Genomic DNA, 15,337 nt, shown 5'->3' on the forward strand with positions numbered 1-15,337 from the left:
GTGATTTGCCGGGGTAATACATAGAAAGCAACACCTGCCATTTCATGGAAAATTTGGCAGAAACCTTTACCAGAAAGCCTCTCACACTCATTCGACCGGACAAGCCGCCAATTGGGTCAGGCTGTTTTCTTGCAATTTAAGTGTAGTAAAACTACCATTTACCCACATTCATCACGGGAATTGCCATGGCCCTGCACCCGGTACTGCACACTGTTACCCAGCGCATCATAGAGCGCAGCCGCGAGCGTCGCGCGGCCTATCTGAATCATCTGGCTGCCGCCGCCCAGCAGGGCAAGGTAGAACGCGCCCAGCTGTCCTGCACCAATCAGGCCCACGCCTTTGCGGCCATGCCGGACAATATCAAGATCTACCTCAAGGAAGCACACCGCCCCAACCTGGCCATCGTCTCGGCTTATAACGACATGCTGTCCGCCCACCAGCCGCTGGAAGCCTACCCGGCCTGGATCAAGGAAGAAGCGCTCAAGGCCGGCGCCACCGCCCAGTTTGCCGGCGGCGTGCCCGCCATGTGCGACGGCGTGACCCAGGGCCAGCCCGGCATGGAGCTGTCCTTGTTCTCGCGCGATGTCATCGCCATGAGCACCGCGGTGGCGCTGTCGCACCAGATGTTCGACGCCAGCCTGTACCTGGGCGTGTGCGACAAGATCGTGCCCGGCCTGCTGATTGGCGCACTGACCTTCGGCCATCTGCCGGCGGTATTCGTGCCGGCCGGGCCGATGACCACCGGCATCGCCAACGATGAAAAGGCGAAGGTGCGCCAGTTGTTCGCCGAAGGCAAGGTGGGAAGGGATGCGCTGCTGGAATCGGAGTGCCAGTCCTACCACGGCCCCGGCACCTGTACCTTCTATGGCACCGCCAACTCCAACCAGATGATGATGGAAATCATGGGCCTGCACCTGCCGGGTACCGCCTTCGTCAATCCGGGCACACCGCTGCGCGAGGCACTGACCCGCGCCGCCGCCCGTCAGGCCGCGCACATTGCCGCCCAGGGTGACCATTTCACCCCGGTGGGCCGCATGATTGATGAAAAATCCATCGTCAACGCCATCATCGGCCTGCTGGCCACTGGTGGCTCCACCAACCACACCCTGCATCTGGTGGCCATTGCCCGTGCCGCCGGCATCGACATCAACTGGGACGATTTCGACGAACTGTCGGCCATCATCCCGTCGCTGACCCGCGTCTACCCCAATGGCAAGGCCGACGTAAACCACTTCCACGCCGCAGGCGGCATGGGCTTTGTGATCCGCGAACTGCTGGGTGCCGGCCTGCTGCACGAGGATGTGGACACCATCGTCGGCCGTGGCCTGTCGGCTTATGCCAACGAACCCTGGCTGGACAATGGCGAACTGAAATGGCGTCCGGCCCCGGCGGTGAGCGGCGACGACAGCGTGCTGCGTACGGCAGCCAACCCGTTCAGCGCCGATGGCGGCCTGCGCGTGGTGGCGGGCAACCTGGGCCGTGCCGTGATCAAGGTGTCTGCCGTCAAGCCGGAACACCGCGTGGTGGAAGCCCCGGCCGTGGTGTTCCACGACCAGAACGAACTGCTGGCCGCCTTCAAGCGTGGCGAACTGGAACGCGACTTTGTCGCCGTCATCCGCTTCCAGGGCCCGCGCGCCAACGGCATGCCGGAGCTGCACAAGCTGACCCCGGCCCTGTCCATCCTGCAGGAACGCGGCTTTGCCGTGGCCCTGGTCACCGATGGCCGCATGTCCGGTGCTTCGGGCAAGGTGCCGGCTGCCATCCACGTCTCGCCGGAGGCGGTAATGGGCGGTAGTATCGGCAAGGTTCGCGATGGCGACATCGTGAAACTGGATGCCAATGCCGGCACGCTGGAAGTGAAAGTGCCGGCCGCAGAATGGGCGGCGCGCGAGCAGATCAGTGCCGATCTGCAACACAATCAATTTGGCGTCGGGCGTGAATTGTTCGCGGTATTCCGCGAATCGGCCGATGCCGCGGAAGCTGGTGCCATGAGCTTCCATCACCCGCTGTGGAGAAACTGATATGGACGCTTTGACCCTGTTGCGTCAGGGGCCGGTAGTGCCGGTCATCGTGGTAAATGACGCCGCTGTTGCGGTAGACCTGGCGCGCGCGCTGGTGGATGGCGGCATTCGCGTGCTGGAAGTCACCCTGCGCACCAAGGCGGCGCTGGCCGCCATGCGCCGCATGCGCGACGAAGTGCCCGGCGCCATTGTCGGTGCCGGCACGCTGCGCAACCGCGCCCAGCTGGAAGCCGCGCTGGATGCCGGTGCCCAGTTTGGCGTCAGCCCCGGCCTGACCCCGGAGCTGGCCTCGGCCGCGCGCAATGCCAACCTCACCCTGCTGCCGGGTGTGGCCACCGCCTCGGAAGCCATGCGTGCGCAAGACGAGGGCTTTGACATCCTCAAGCTGTTCCCGGCCGAAGCCGTGGGCGGCATCAAGCTGCTGAAATCGCTGGCCGGCCCGCTGCCCGACCTGCGCTTCTGCCCCACCGGCGGTATTGATCTGGTCAAGGCCAAGGACTACCTGGCCCTGCCAAACGTGCTGGCCGTTGGCGGCAGCTGGCTGACCCCGGAAGACGCCATCGCCAACCGCGACTGGGCCCGCATCACCGAACTGGCCAAGCAGGCCAGCGCGCTGGCGCAGTAAACCCACCCACGCAATATATAAGCCCGCCTCGTGCGGGCTTTACTGATTGTTGACCAACTCCTCTCGCTTTCTGAAAAGAAAGCGAGGCTCCCATCTTCAATTGGCAAGGCAAGGGCGGGGGGATGGGGAATAGATGGGAAGGCTGCGGAATCAATAAGTGAGTCGAAAGGCCCGGCTTTGCCGGATCCAGTGCAATCGAACCAGATTACTTTGTCAGCAGCCTGCAAGCCCGCCTCGTGCGGGCTTTTTTGTTGCAGCGCACAGCGCACGCCAATGGCACAGCCCGGCGGATCTGCACTACCATCTTGGCTTCACCTGCCGCCTGCCGCTCCTATGAAACTGTTTCTGGCCGAAGACGATGCCGTACTGGCCGATGCCCTGCTTACCCGCCTGACCCAGCTGGGCTTCGAGGTCAGCCATCGCAGCGATGGCCTGGCTGCGCAACAGCTGCTGCTGAGCGAGAGCTTTGATGCCGTCATTCTGGATATCGGCCTGCCCGGACAGGACGGACTGAAGGTGCTGCGCCATGTGCGGGTACACCAGCCGGCCCTGCCCATTTTGCTGCTCACTGCCCTGGACAGCATGGAAGACCGCGTGGCCGGGCTGGATGCCGGCGCCGACGACTATCTGGTCAAACCCTTTGATTTCCCGGAACTGGAAGCCCGCATCCGCGCCCTGCTGCGCCGCCAGCGCGCCAGCGATACCGTGCGCGACGAACTGCAACGGGAAGAACTGCAGTTCGGCCCGCTGCGACTGGACCGCAGCGCCCAGCGCGCCTGGGCCGGCGCGCAGCCGCTGGAGCTGTCGGCACGCGAGCTGGAGCTGCTGTTCATCCTGATGAGCCAGGCCGAAAAAGTGCTGAGCAAGGAACAAATCTCCGCCGCCCTGTCCGGCGAGGGCGAGGAAATCGGCAGCAATGCGGTGGAAGTCTATGTGCACCGCCTGCGCAAGAAGCTGGATGGCAGCGGCGTGGGTATCCGCGCGGTACGCGGACTGGGTTATCTCTTGATGCTGGCTGCCGATGACTGAGTCGGCCCGCCCGCGCCAACTCTCCCTGCGCCGCCAGCTGCTGATCTGGCTGCTGCTGCCGCAGCTGGTGCTGTGGCTGGCTGCCGCCATGCTGGCGCACGCCATGGCGGTACGTTACGCCAACGAGGTGATCGACCAGACGCTGGCGCAAACCTCGCGCGCGCTGGCGCGGCAGGTCAAACCCTTTGGCAATGGTTTCTATGTCGACTTCCCGCGGGCCGCGCGCGAAATCCTCGAAGAAGACCCGACCGACCGCGTCTATTACCGGGTCAGCTCGCCACCGGCCGCCTTTTTGCTGGGCGAACCGGCCATGCCCGCGCCACCGCGCGCACTGCTGGCCAAGGCCGGCAACAGCTATTTCTACAATGCCAGCATGAAGGGCCAGGATGTGCGGGTGGCGGCACTCTATCTGCAAGCCGGCACGCCGGAGCAACCACAGCTGATGCTGGTACAGGTGGCCAAAAGCCGGGCACTGAGTGCCGAGCTGACGCGCAAGATCCTGTTCGACATGGGCCTGCCGCTGCTGGGACTGATGCTGCTGACCAGCCTGCTGGTCTGGGCCGGCATCAGCCGCGGCCTGTCGCCACTGCGCCGCCTGCGCCGGGTGGTGGAAAACCGCTCGCCACGCGATATGGCACCCATCGAGCTCAATAATGCCCCGGCGGAAGTGCGTGCGCTCACCGCCGCCATCAACAGTCTGCTGGAGGAGGTGAATCGCCAGGTGGAACAGCAGCGGCGCTTTATCGGCGATGCCGCCCATCAGCTGCGCACGCCGCTGGCCGGGCTGAAATCGCAGAGCGAACTGGTCAAGGCCGAACTATTGGGCAGCACGCCGGACATTCCGCGCGCCTGCCGCCAGCTGGAGCAGGTGGAAACCAGCGTGGCCCGCTCCATTCACCTGGTGAACCAGCTGCTGGCGCTGGCCCGGGCCGAGCCGGAAACCGGCTTGCAGCGCAGCCTGCTGGACCTTAACCAGCTGACCCGCGAAGTCACCGCCGAGGCCGTGCCGCGCGCGCTGGCGCGCAAGCTGGACCTGGGGCTGGACAGCGATGACGACAGCCTGCTGGTGCTGGGCCATGCCGGCCTGCTGCGCGAACTGTTGGCCAATCTGCTGGACAACGCCATCCAGTACACCCCGCCCGGCGGCGAAATCACCGTGACACTGCGCCGGCAGGGCCGGCATGTGCAATTGCAGGTGTGCGATACCGGCCCCGGCATTGCCCCGGCAGAACGCGACAAGGTGTTCCAGCGCTTTTACCGGGTCAACAATCTGGCAGGCGGCAAGGGCTGCGGCCTGGGTCTGGCCATCGTGCAGGAGATTGCCCGCCGCCATCACACGCGGGTGGAACTGCACGACAACAGCCCGCACGGACTGTGTGCCAGCCTGCTGTTCCAGCGGGAAAATCCCCCCGCTCATACTGGCCCGTAGTGTAGTTGACACACTACGGCGCACCATTTTGCTGCATAGCAGCACCAGCGCAGTGCCTTATGTCTATTGAATTATCTCCAATGTCATGCTGCGTCGCATTCAGGCCCTGTCATTTTCTTACAGCATTTCGCTTCAAACCTTACACAAAACTTACAATCTGCCGCTATAGTTCTTGCACATCCGGCCCCGGTCCTGGCCGAGCGCCGCCGGATGCATCATAAAAAACCGAAATGCAACGCTACAAGATGGAGACAAGAGAATGAAACGCACGCAATTGAGCGCAGCACTGCTGGCTGCCACCCTGCTGCCGGCCACGGTATTTGCCGGCGAAGTGGAAGTGCTGCACTGGTGGACCTCGGGCGGCGAAGCCAAGTCCGTGGCCGAACTGAAAAAAATGATGACCGCCAAGGGCGATAACTGGAAAGACTTCGCCGTGGCCGGTGGCGGTGGCGACAATGCCATGACCGCGCTGAAAACCCGCGTGGTATCCGGCAACCCGCCGACCGCCGCCCAGATCAAGGGCCCGGCCATCCAGGAATGGGGTGCCGAAGGCGTGCTGGCCAATATCGATGCCGTGGCCAAGGCCGAAGGCTGGGACAAGCAGCTGCCGCCGGTGGTCAGCCAGGTGATGAAATACAAGGGCCAGTACGTGGCCGCTCCGGTCAATGTGCACCGCGTGAACTGGCTGTGGGTGAACCCGGATGCCTTCAAGAAGGCCGGTGCCAAGGTGCCGACCACCTGGCCGGAGTTCTTCGAAGCCGCCGACAAGCTGCAAAAAGCCGGCATCATGCCCATCGCCCATGGCGGTCAGCCGTGGCAGGACGCCACCCTGTTTGAATCGGTGGCACTGGGTGTCGGTGGCCCGGCCTACTACAAGAAGGCCTTCGTGCAGCTGGACCAGGCCACCCTGGCCGGCCCGACCACGGTCAAGGTGTTTGAAACCCTGCAGCGTGTGAAGGGCTATATCGACAAGGGTGCCGCCGGCCGCGACTGGAACCTGGCCACCGCCATGGTGATCAACGGCAAGGCCGGCATGCAGTTCATGGGCGACTGGGCCAAGGGCGAATTCACCGCCGCCGGCAAGAAGCCGGGCAAGGACTTCCTGTGCGTAGCCGCACCGGGCACGGCAGGCAGCTTCACCTTCAATATCGACAGCCTGGCCATGTTCAAGCAGAAGGACCCGGCCGCGCAGAAGGCGCAGGCTGATCTGGCCGAAACCGTGATGAGCAAGAACTTCCAGGAAGTGTTCAACCTGAACAAGGGTTCCATCCCGGCCCGTCTGGACACGCCGATGGACAAGTTTGACGACTGTGCCAAGAAGTCCAAGGCCGACCTGACCGCTGCCTCCAAGAGCGGCGGCCTGGTGCCCAGCTTTGCCCACAAGATGGCCATGGCATCGGCCACCGAAGGCGCCATGGACGACGTGATTTCGCAGTTCATGAACTCTTCCATGAGCCCGAAAACCGCCACCGAACGTCTGGCCAAGGCCGGGAAAGTGCACTAAGCGAGCAGCAACCTTGCCCCGGGTCAACCGGCCCGGGCGCTTTTTTGCGTGGACAGCCCTGTTGCACCCTGCCACCAGCGGCTGTCTGTCTAACTCCTAGCCAAGCAAGCCATACCGTCTGACCATCCGTCCTGCCCCCGCCAGGACAGATCGAGGCTGCGCGCCGCGCGGTCCCGCCTCAGCGGCATGGCGAGGATTGATTCATGTCCACATCCCAATCACAAGCCAGTCTGTCGGCACTGGCAGACCGCTGGCTGCCCAAGCTGGTGCTGTCGCCCACCTTGCTGATCAGCCTGGTGTTCGTCTACGGCTTTATCGCCTGGACCGGCTGGCTGTCGCTGACCGAGTCGCGCCTGCTGCCGCAGATGGACCTGGCCGGCCTGATCCAGTATCAGGCGCTGTTCGAGAATGACCGCTGGTGGACCGCCGTCACCAATCTGGGCATTTTCGGCGGCCTGTTCATCGGCTGCACGCTGGCGGTCGGCCTGTTCCTGGCCGTGCTGCTAGACCAGAAAATCCGTGCCGAAGGCACGCTGCGCACCATTTACCTGTACCCGATGGCGCTGTCCTTCATCGTCACCGGCACCGCCTGGAAATGGATGCTCAACCCCGACATGGGCCTGCAAAAGGTCATCAATGACTGGGGCTTTCCCGACTTCACCTTCGACTGGCTGGTGGACCCGGACAAGGCCATCTACACCGTGGTGATTGCCGGGGTATGGCAGTCGTCGGGCTTTGTGATGGCGCTGTTCCTGGCCGGCCTGCGCGGCATCGACGACTCCATCATCAAGGCCGCCCAGGTGGATGGCGCCAGCCTGCCGGTGATCTACTGGCGCATCATCATCCCCAGCCTGCGCCCGGTGTTTTTCAGCGTGTTGCTGATCCTGTCGCACATCGCCATCAAGAGCTTCGACCTGGTGATGGCACTGACCGGCGGCGGCCCCGGCACCGCCTCCGACGTACCGGCCATCTTCATGTACCAGTTCGCCTTTACCCGTGGCCAGCTGGGCCTGGGGGCCGCCTCGGCCATGATGATGCTGATGACCATCGTCGCCGTGCTGGTGCCGCTGATGTATATGGAAACAAGGAGCGCCAAACGTGGCTAAACACCTCACTCCCGGCCGCATCGTGCTGTATGCCGCACTGCTGCTGATGGCCATTTACTACCTGCTGCCCTTGTACGTGATGCTGTCCACCTCGGTAAAAACCCTGGACGACATCCGTGGCGGCAACCTGATTGCCCTGCCGCAATCCATCACCTTTGATGCCTGGAGCAAGGCCTGGTCCAGCGCCTGCACCGGCGTGGAATGTGGCGGCATGAAGGGCTTTTTCTGGAATTCGGTGAAGATGGCCGTGCCCTCGGTGCTGATTTCCACGCTGATTGGCGCGGTCAACGGCTATGTGGTGTCGATGTGGCGCTTCCGTGGCTCGGACGTGCTGTTCACCCTGCTCTTGGTGGGCTGTTTCATTCCCTTCCAGGTGGTGCTGCTGCCGATGGCACGCCTGTTGGGCGAGCTGGGCATTGCCAATACCACCAGCGGGCTGATCCTGGTGCATGTGATTTACGGCCTGGCCTTCACCACGCTGTTCTTCCGCAACTTCTTCGTCACCATCCCGGACGAGCTGGTCAAGGCCGCGCGCATTGACGGTGCCGGTTTCTGGACCATCTTTTTCCGCATCCTGCTGCCCATTTCCGGCCCCATTTTCATGGTGTGCGTGATCTGGCAGTTCACCCAGATCTGGAACGACTTCCTGTTCGGCGTGGTGTTTGCCTCCGGCGAGTCACAGCCCATCACCGTGGCGCTGAACAATCTGGTGAACACCTCTACCGGGGTGAAGGAATACAACGTGGACATGGCAGCGGCCATCATTGCCGCCCTGCCCACCCTGTTCGTTTACATGGTTGCCGGCCGCTACTTCGTGCGTGGCCTGACAGCCGGTGCTGTGAAAGGTTGAACGATGGCTGCTCTCTCCATCAATAATGTGTGCAAGACTTACGCCAACGGCACCGAGGTGCTCAAGGGCATCGACATCGCCATCGAAGATGGCCAGTTCCTGATTCTGGTAGGCCCCTCCGGCTGCGGCAAATCCACGCTGCTGAACATGATTGCCGGGCTGGATGACATCTCCAGCGGCGATATCGAAATCGGCGGCAAACGGGTGAATGATTTGTCGCCCAAGGACCGCGACATCGCCATGGTGTTCCAGAGCTATGCGCTCTACCCCTCGATGAGCGTGCGCAAGAACATCAGCTTCGGCCTGGAAATCCGCAAGATGCCGCAGGGTGAAATCGACGCCACTGTCGAGCGCGTGGCGCAGATGCTGCAAATGACCCACCTGCTGGACCGCAAACCCTCGCAGCTGTCCGGCGGACAGCGCCAGCGTGTGGCCATGGGCCGTGCTTTGGCGCGCAACCCCTCCATCTTCCTGTTTGACGAGCCGCTGTCCAATCTGGACGCCAAGCTGCGGGTGGAAATGCGTACCGAAATCAAGCTGATGCACCAGCGGCTGAAATCCACCATCGTCTATGTCACCCACGACCAGATCGAAGCCATGACGCTGGGCGACCGCATTGCGGTGATGAAGGACGGCATCGTGCAGCAGTTTGGCAGCCCGCAAGACATCTACGACAACCCGGCCAATCTGTTTGTGGCGAGCTTTATCGGCTCGCCGTCGATGAACTTCATTCCGGCGCAGGTGGTGGAATCCGCCGGGGTGCTGGGGGTGAAAATCTGTGACGACCAGGGTTGCGTCATCCTGCCGCTGCCGCATGCCCAGGACAAGATGCAGCCCTGGCTGGGCCGCGAAGTCATCTTCGGCATCCGCCCGGAGCAAATCACCGATGCCCGCACTGCCTACCGCGCAGGGCTGCCGGTAATGGCCTGCCACATCGACGTGATCGAACCCACCGGGCCGGACACCCTGGTATTTGTCTCGCTCAACAACACCAAGGTATGCTGCCGTACCCACCCGACCGAAGCCAAACTGCCGGGCCACAGCATGGAACTGGTATTCGACGTGTCCAAGGCCGTGCTGTTCGACCCCGCCACCGAACAACGGATTGCCTGATGCACACCTTGTCATCTGCACAACTGGCCCCCGGAGGGCCAGTTTTTTCTCCGGTAGCCGCCGGCCTGTGGCGGCTGCACGACTGGAATTTCTCCCCTGCGGAACTGGCAGCCTGGGTGGAGCGTGCCATCCACCTTGGCATCACCACCTTCGACCATGCCGATTTGTATGGCGGCTTTCGCTGCGAGGCGCTGTTCGGCCAGTGGCTGAAGGCCAATCCCGGACAGCGTGAAAACATCCAGCTGGTGAGCAAATGCGGCATCAAGCCGCTGGATGCCAGCCGTGGCTGGCAGGTAAAGCACTACGACAGCAGCCACACCCATATCCTGGCCTCGGTGGAGGCTTCCCTGCGCAATCTGGGCACGGACTATCTGGACCTGCTGCTGATTCACCGCCCTGACCCGCTCATGGACCCGGACGAGGTGGCCGCGGCCTTTGCCAGCCTCAAGCAAAGCGGCAAGGTGCGGCATTTTGGCGTGTCCAACTTCAGCCCCAGCCAGTTTGCCCTGCTGGCCTCCCGCACGCCCTTGCTGACCAATCAGCTGGAAGCCTCGCTGCTGCACACTGCCCCGCTGTTCGATGGCAGCTTCGACCAATGCCTGCAAGCCGGCATCCGCCCCATGGTGTGGTCGCCGCTGGCGGGTGGCCGTCTGTTGCAGGCGGCCGCTCACCCGGCACTGCACGCGGCACTGCAGCAGATGGCCGCCGAGTTGGCCGTCACCCCTGCCACACTGGCGCTGGCCTGGCTGTTGCGCCATCCGGCTCGCCCCATCCCCATCTCCGGCTCGCGCAGCCTGCATTCGCTGGATGAAGCTGCCGCCGCCTGCCGCCTGCAACTGGAGCGCCAGCACTGGTTTGCGCTGCTGGAAGCCGCCCATGGCCACAGCCTGGCCTGAATGCGCGCAGCGACGGTCTTTTAAATCTTTTTTTCCGCGCCGCTTCGCCTAAGCTCAATAAGCAAGGCAATGACAAAGGGGATAAGACATGCAAGTGGCGGACATTTTTGAAAAAGCCTCGGGACGGCTGCCGATGGTGCCCAAGGTGGTGCAGGAGCTGATCGAAAGCTTTCACAAGACGGATATCAATATCGATGAAATCAGCGACAAGGTCGGGCACGACCAGGTGCTGACCGCGCGTGTGCTGCGGCTGGCCAATACCGCCCGCTTTGGTGGCAGCCGCCGCGTCGGTTCGCTGGACGACGCCGTGGTGCTGCTGGGCTTTGATAATCTGCGCATTCTGGTGATTGCCTCCGGCATTACCGGCGCCACGGCCGGCATTGCCGGTTTTGACATGAAAGGCTTCTGGCAGCGCAGCTTTGCCATGGCCAACACCGCCAAGCGACTGGCGCGGCTGGCCAGACTGGATGCCCAGCTGGGCTATACCTGCGGCCTGCTATCCAATATCGGCGAGCTGGTACTGCATGTGGCCATGCCGGAACAAGCCGTGCAGATCGACAAGATCGTCGCCGGCGGCGCAGACCGGGTGGCCACCGAACGCATGTTGCTGGGCGTGGACCTGACCGAAGTGGGTGCCGAGCTGGCCCGGCGCTGGAATTTCCCGGACGACATCCAGCAAGCCATTCGCGATCAGCACGACCTGCTGGGCGATGTCTCACGCTTTGCCATCGTGATTGGCCTGTCGGCCTATCTGGTGGCCGGCTTCAATCACGACATGAGCGAGGGCGACATGCTGACCACCCTGCCGTGGAGCGTGGTGGACAAACTGGGCATTGAGCGCGATGTGCTGACCGGAGCCATCAGCGAGCTGAAAGAAGCCTGCACCGGCATCGACGATATGTTCTGACCTGCCATAGCAATACGAAAAAAGGCTGCCCGCAGGCAGCCTTTTGCTTTCCTACCCGACAGCGCCGGTCTCAGCCTTCTTCGTCCTCGCTGGCGGCCTCGACATGGCCCACCACGCCGGTAAAGCGGAACTCGATCTCGGCCATCAGTTCGTCGATGCGGATCACGCTCAGCTGGATACGGTCGCCCCGCGCCAGTTCCGGCAGGCCGGGAATACGCACCCGCAGCGGCAGGCCGTCGATGCGCACCAGGTCTTCCTTGATATAGGTCGCCGTGATGTTGCTGACCCCTTCCTGGGTGAACCAGCGCAGGCACCAGAAGTGCTCCAGCTTGTCCTGGAAGCCCAGATAAGCCGAATAGGTGGTGTCAAAATCGCGCAGCAGGGCAAACAGCATGGCATTGCCCTGCTCGAACTGCGGCTTTTCGCCCCGGATCATGGCGGTGAGCTGGCGCTGGTTGACGAAGTCGGTAGCCCGGCGCAGCGGCGAGGTGGCCCAGGCATATTGCGCCACGCCCAGGCCGATATGCGGCTCGGGACGGGTGGTCATGCGCACCTTACCCATGCTCTGGGCGCGGTACATGGCCGGAATGTCGGCCTCGGCCAGCATGCGGCCCCATTCGCTATTGGCCAGGATCATCAGCTCCGACACCAGCTTGTCCATGGGCGCGCCGCGCTTGCGCAGGGTGATCTGCACCTTGCCGTCGACCACATCGAAGTTGTAGTCCATCTGCACCGGGCGGGTGGGGTCGTACTTGCCACGGCGCTTTTCCAGCGCATTGGCAAAGTGCCACAGCCAGGTCAGCTCGCGCTTGAAGGGGTAATCCACACCCGGATCGTTCAGCAGGGTGTCTTCGTTGAACTGCTGTTCCAGCTCGGCATGGCGCAGGTTGGCCCCGATGCGCACCTTCTCGATGCGGCTTTCGTAGGCCACCGGCTCGAAGTCCGGCGTGACATCCACGTACAGGCTGAGCGCCGGGCAATCCTGGCCTTCCTGCAGGGTGAAGGCCTGTACCACATCATCCGGCAGCATGGTTATCTTGTCGCCGGGGAAGTACACGGTGGACAGACGGCTCCACACCAGCTTTTCGATGTCCGAATCCACCGGCACGCCCAGCGAGGGGGCGGCAATGTGGATGCCCACGCGCTTGTGGCCATCCGGCAGGTCGACCACCGACAGCGCATCGTCGATCTCGGTGGTGTTGGCATCATCGATGGAGAAGGCCACCGCCTCGGCCAGCGGCAGATCCTGCGGCAGCTGCGGGGCGGCGTATTTGCCGAAACCGGCCCCCTTGGGGAAGTATTCCATCAGGAAACCGGCCATCAGGTAGTCGGGCACCGAGCTGATGCCGCCCACGCTTTGCGCCAGTTTCAGCGGCGGCTGGTTCAGTTCGCGCGCGGCCTGATCAAAAGCCTTGAACTCCAGCGTGCTCTTGTCCGGCTTCCACAGCAGCGACATCAACTGGCTGCGGATGGCGTCCGGCAGGGTACCGGCCTTCAGTTCGGCCACCCAGCCATCGATCTGCTCCTGCTCGCGCTTCTTGCGTTCGATGCCGGCCAGCGCGGCTTTCAGGGCTTCTTCCGGGGCCTTCTTGTAACGGCCCTTGCCTTTTTTGTAAAAATACATGGGCGCGCCAAACACCCGCAGGATGATGGCGGCACTTTCCAGTGCCGACGGCGCATGGCCCCAGTAATCGGCGGCCAGCGCATCGTGCTCGAACTCGTCTTCCGGGCTGCACTCCCACAGGAAATCCAGATCAATTTCATTCGCCATTTTTTCTACTGCGGGCAGAAAATCTGCCACAGTCGAGCTAAACTCGAGAAAAACATTGCTGGATTTGATCTTGGCCCGCTTGCCATGTTGAGTATCTACCTGCAAGCTGGCATCGGAACGGGAAACGATCGTGCCAACCTTGAAGGAGCCGCTTTCTTCGTAAAATACGTTCATTTGCGCGCCAACTGATTCATTAAGCCAAAATTATATCATTTCACCTTCCAGCCCTGCGCCACTTTGCAAACGCAGGCGCAGCATCAGGATGTGGTGCGGCTGACAGCATGACATCGCGTCCCTGATGCCGGGTGCGCCGACGCCGACAGTGGCAAAGGGTGGGCATGGAGGTGCAATGCCGCAGCAGGATTGTGTCTGCCGCGCTTTAGCAGCGGCCACAAGCCCGCTCGACCTTACATAACAATTCGCATGTCGGCAGGAATCGGGTATCCACTATGACGCTGGGAAGCAACGCAAATATTTCCGCTAGAGAGCACGCGGCACGCGAAATCGATCGCATCGGCCACATGCTGGTCACCCGCTGGGACCGTTCGCTCGCCGCACACCTGCTGTCCTTGGTCAGCAATCTGGAACGTTACATTCTGGGCGAAGACACCGCCCAGCTGCTGCCGGAATGTCTGGCGCTGCGCGATCTGTTACAGCAGTGGCTGTTGCAGAACGATACGGTACCGGACGAAGCCGAACGTTATGGCGCGCTGCGCCACCATCTGGGCATCGTCAGCCAGCTGGCCATGATGGAAGGCCGCCAGCTCTTGCCGGAACACTTCAGCGGCGGGCTGATGCAGCAGGGTCCGCATCTGGTCTATCTGTGGATGCCCCCCAGCGAGGAGGCGCGCAACCTGAGCGAACAGCTATCCTGTTACGGCTTCACGGTGCAGACCATGTACCAGGCTTCCAAGCTGGCCCAGGCCCTGCAGGATGCCACGCCGGCAGCGGTGGTGGCCTATACCGACTTCACCCCTGGCGACCCGATCATGGCGCTGGCCGACACCATACGCGGCCTGTGTCCGCTGCTGTTCTGCTCGCCGCGCTACGACTTCGAGGCCCGGCTGCAAGCGGTACGGGCCGGTGCCGCCGGCTTCCTGGCCTGGCCCTTGCTGGCGCACGAGCTGATCGACAACCTCAATTTTGGCGATCTGGGAGAAAAGCGCGATCCGCTGCGGGTGATGATCGTGGAGGACATGGCCTCGCTGGCCGGCCTCTACGCCAATGTGCTGAACCGGCATGGCGTGGATGCGCTGCAGGTGACCGACCCGGCACGCGTGCTGGATGGCATCGTGCAGTTCCGCCCGGACCTGATCCTGATGGATATGTACATGCCGGAGTGCAATGGCATGGAGCTGGCACAGATCATCCGCCAGCAACGCTTGCTGGACGGCATTCCCATCCTGTTCCTGTCGGTGGAAAAACGCCAGTCCATCCAGCTGGATACCCTGACGCTGGGCATCGATGGCTTCCTGACCAAGCCGGTGGCGCCGGAGGAGCTGGTGGTGACGGTGATCAATCGCGCCCGCCGCTACCGCAAGCTGCGCTCCTACATGATCAACGACAGCCTCACCGGCCTGCTCAACCACTCCCATCTGTATGCCCAGCTGGAGTACGAAGTGTTGCGCGCCAAGCGCGACCAGCGTGCGCTGTCCCTGGTGATGCTGGACCTGGACCATTTCAAGACCATCAACGACAGCTATGGCCACCCGGCGGGTGACGAGGTGCTGGTGAATCTGGCGCGTTTCCTGAAAGAGCGGCTGCGCCGCTCCGACCTGATCAGCCGCTATGGCGGAGAGGAATTTGCCATCGTCTTGCCCGGCACCCGCCAGGAAGATGCGCTGCGCATCATGAATGCCATGCGCCAGGCCTTTTCCCAGATCGAGCAGCGCAGCAGCCAGCAAACCTTCCACCAGACCTTCAGCGTCGGCATCAGCTCGCTGGCCAGCGCCGAGGACACCACCCAGCTGGTGCAGCAGGCAGACGACATGCTGTACCAGGCCAAGCGGCTGGGGCGCAACCGGGTGGAGGGCTATTCGCCCGAGCATGTGCCGTACTCCCGCCGCGAAACGGAAGCCTGAACCCG

Annotated in this window: 12 protein-coding genes; 11 read left to right on the plus strand and 1 reads right to left on the minus strand. The window is 62.8% G+C overall.

Annotated elements, in window-relative coordinates:
• Positions 1-185 precede the first annotated feature (185 nt).
• From edd to DFR38_RS04685, 10 genes are all read left to right on the plus strand, one after another.
• Entirely contained in the window at positions 186-2,021 is a 1,836-nt protein-coding gene (gene edd, locus DFR38_RS04640) for a phosphogluconate dehydratase (protein ID WP_110313061.1), read from the plus strand.
• 1 nt (position 2,022) lies between these two features.
• The gene (locus DFR38_RS04645; RefSeq protein ID WP_110313062.1) at positions 2,023-2,646 is read left to right on the plus strand and encodes a bifunctional 4-hydroxy-2-oxoglutarate aldolase/2-dehydro-3-deoxy-phosphogluconate aldolase; all 624 of its coding nucleotides are present in this window, start codon (positions 2,023-2,025) and stop codon (positions 2,644-2,646) included.
• Between the two features lie 333 nt (positions 2,647-2,979).
• Positions 2,980-3,675, plus strand: a complete 696-nt coding sequence (locus tag DFR38_RS04650) for a response regulator transcription factor (protein ID WP_110313063.1) — start codon at positions 2,980-2,982, stop codon at positions 3,673-3,675.
• Complete coding sequence (locus DFR38_RS04655; RefSeq protein ID WP_110313064.1) at positions 3,668-5,104, plus strand: sensor histidine kinase; 1,437 nt, start codon at positions 3,668-3,670, stop codon at positions 5,102-5,104. The genes DFR38_RS04650 and DFR38_RS04655 overlap by 8 nt, the downstream gene beginning before the upstream one ends.
• Before the next feature lie 259 nt (positions 5,105-5,363).
• Positions 5,364-6,608, plus strand: a complete 1,245-nt coding sequence (locus DFR38_RS04660; RefSeq protein WP_059287260.1) for an ABC transporter substrate-binding protein — start codon at positions 5,364-5,366, stop codon at positions 6,606-6,608.
• A 203-nt stretch (positions 6,609-6,811) separates the two neighbouring features.
• A complete protein-coding gene (locus DFR38_RS04665; protein ID WP_059287259.1) occupies positions 6,812-7,714 on the plus strand; it encodes a carbohydrate ABC transporter permease in 903 nt (300 codons plus the stop codon).
• Complete coding sequence (locus DFR38_RS04670; RefSeq protein ID WP_059287258.1) at positions 7,707-8,564, plus strand: carbohydrate ABC transporter permease; 858 nt, start codon at positions 7,707-7,709, stop codon at positions 8,562-8,564. The genes DFR38_RS04665 and DFR38_RS04670 overlap by 8 nt, the downstream gene beginning before the upstream one ends.
• Positions 8,565-8,567: 3 nt before the next feature.
• Positions 8,568-9,677: an ABC transporter ATP-binding protein gene (locus DFR38_RS04675; RefSeq protein ID WP_059287257.1), complete on the plus strand. Its 1,110-nt coding sequence runs from the start codon at positions 8,568-8,570 to the stop codon at positions 9,675-9,677.
• Entirely contained in the window at positions 9,677-10,573 is an 897-nt protein-coding gene (locus tag DFR38_RS04680; RefSeq protein WP_110313065.1) for an aldo/keto reductase, read from the plus strand. Before DFR38_RS04675 ends, DFR38_RS04680 begins: the two co-directional genes overlap by 1 nt.
• 88 nt (positions 10,574-10,661) lie before the next feature.
• Positions 10,662-11,480 carry an HDOD domain-containing protein gene (locus DFR38_RS04685; protein ID WP_059286921.1) on the plus strand — a complete coding sequence of 273 codons (819 nt, stop codon included), beginning with the start codon at positions 10,662-10,664 and terminating at the stop codon, positions 11,478-11,480.
• 70 nt (positions 11,481-11,550) lie between these two features.
• Here DFR38_RS04685 and DFR38_RS04690 read toward each other — a convergent pair whose 3' ends face one another.
• On the minus strand, positions 11,551-13,425 hold the full coding sequence (locus DFR38_RS04690) for a ribonuclease catalytic domain-containing protein (protein ID WP_059286920.1): 1,875 nt from the start codon (positions 13,423-13,425) through the stop codon (positions 11,551-11,553).
• A gap of 275 nt (positions 13,426-13,700) precedes the next feature.
• Here DFR38_RS04690 and DFR38_RS04695 point away from each other — a divergent pair, with 275 nt between their 5' ends.
• Positions 13,701-15,332 carry a GGDEF domain-containing protein gene (locus tag DFR38_RS04695; protein WP_244909883.1) on the plus strand — a complete coding sequence of 544 codons (1,632 nt, stop codon included), beginning with the start codon at positions 13,701-13,703 and terminating at the stop codon, positions 15,330-15,332.
• Positions 15,333-15,337: the final 5 nt, after the last annotated feature.

This window comes from Aquitalea magnusonii, from assembly GCF_003202035.1.
GTDB classification, from domain to species: domain Bacteria; phylum Pseudomonadota; class Gammaproteobacteria; order Burkholderiales; family Chromobacteriaceae; genus Aquitalea; species Aquitalea magnusonii.

What these genes read in the sequence shown, in the direction of transcription:
- DFR38_RS04655 (WP_110313064.1), top strand. Translation starts at nt 3,668, where the DNA reads ATGACTGAGTCGGCCCGCCCGCGCCAACTCTCCCTGCGCCGCCAGCTG.
- edd (WP_110313061.1), top strand. Translation starts at nt 186, where the DNA reads ATGGCCCTGCACCCGGTACTGCACACTGTTACCCAGCGCATCATAGAG.
- DFR38_RS04695 (WP_244909883.1), top strand. Translation starts at nt 13,701, where the DNA reads ATGACGCTGGGAAGCAACGCAAATATTTCCGCTAGAGAGCACGCGGCA.
- DFR38_RS04645 (WP_110313062.1), top strand. Translation starts at nt 2,023, where the DNA reads ATGGACGCTTTGACCCTGTTGCGTCAGGGGCCGGTAGTGCCGGTCATC.
- DFR38_RS04675 (WP_059287257.1), top strand. Translation starts at nt 8,568, where the DNA reads ATGGCTGCTCTCTCCATCAATAATGTGTGCAAGACTTACGCCAACGGC.
- DFR38_RS04650 (WP_110313063.1), top strand. Translation starts at nt 2,980, where the DNA reads ATGAAACTGTTTCTGGCCGAAGACGATGCCGTACTGGCCGATGCCCTG.
- DFR38_RS04685 (WP_059286921.1), top strand. Translation starts at nt 10,662, where the DNA reads ATGCAAGTGGCGGACATTTTTGAAAAAGCCTCGGGACGGCTGCCGATG.
- DFR38_RS04660 (WP_059287260.1), top strand. Translation starts at nt 5,364, where the DNA reads ATGAAACGCACGCAATTGAGCGCAGCACTGCTGGCTGCCACCCTGCTG.
- DFR38_RS04665 (WP_059287259.1), top strand. Translation starts at nt 6,812, where the DNA reads ATGTCCACATCCCAATCACAAGCCAGTCTGTCGGCACTGGCAGACCGC.
- DFR38_RS04680 (WP_110313065.1), top strand. Translation starts at nt 9,677, where the DNA reads ATGCACACCTTGTCATCTGCACAACTGGCCCCCGGAGGGCCAGTTTTT.
- DFR38_RS04690 (WP_059286920.1), bottom strand. Translation starts at nt 13,425, where the DNA reads ATGAACGTATTTTACGAAGAAAGCGGCTCCTTCAAGGTTGGCACGATC.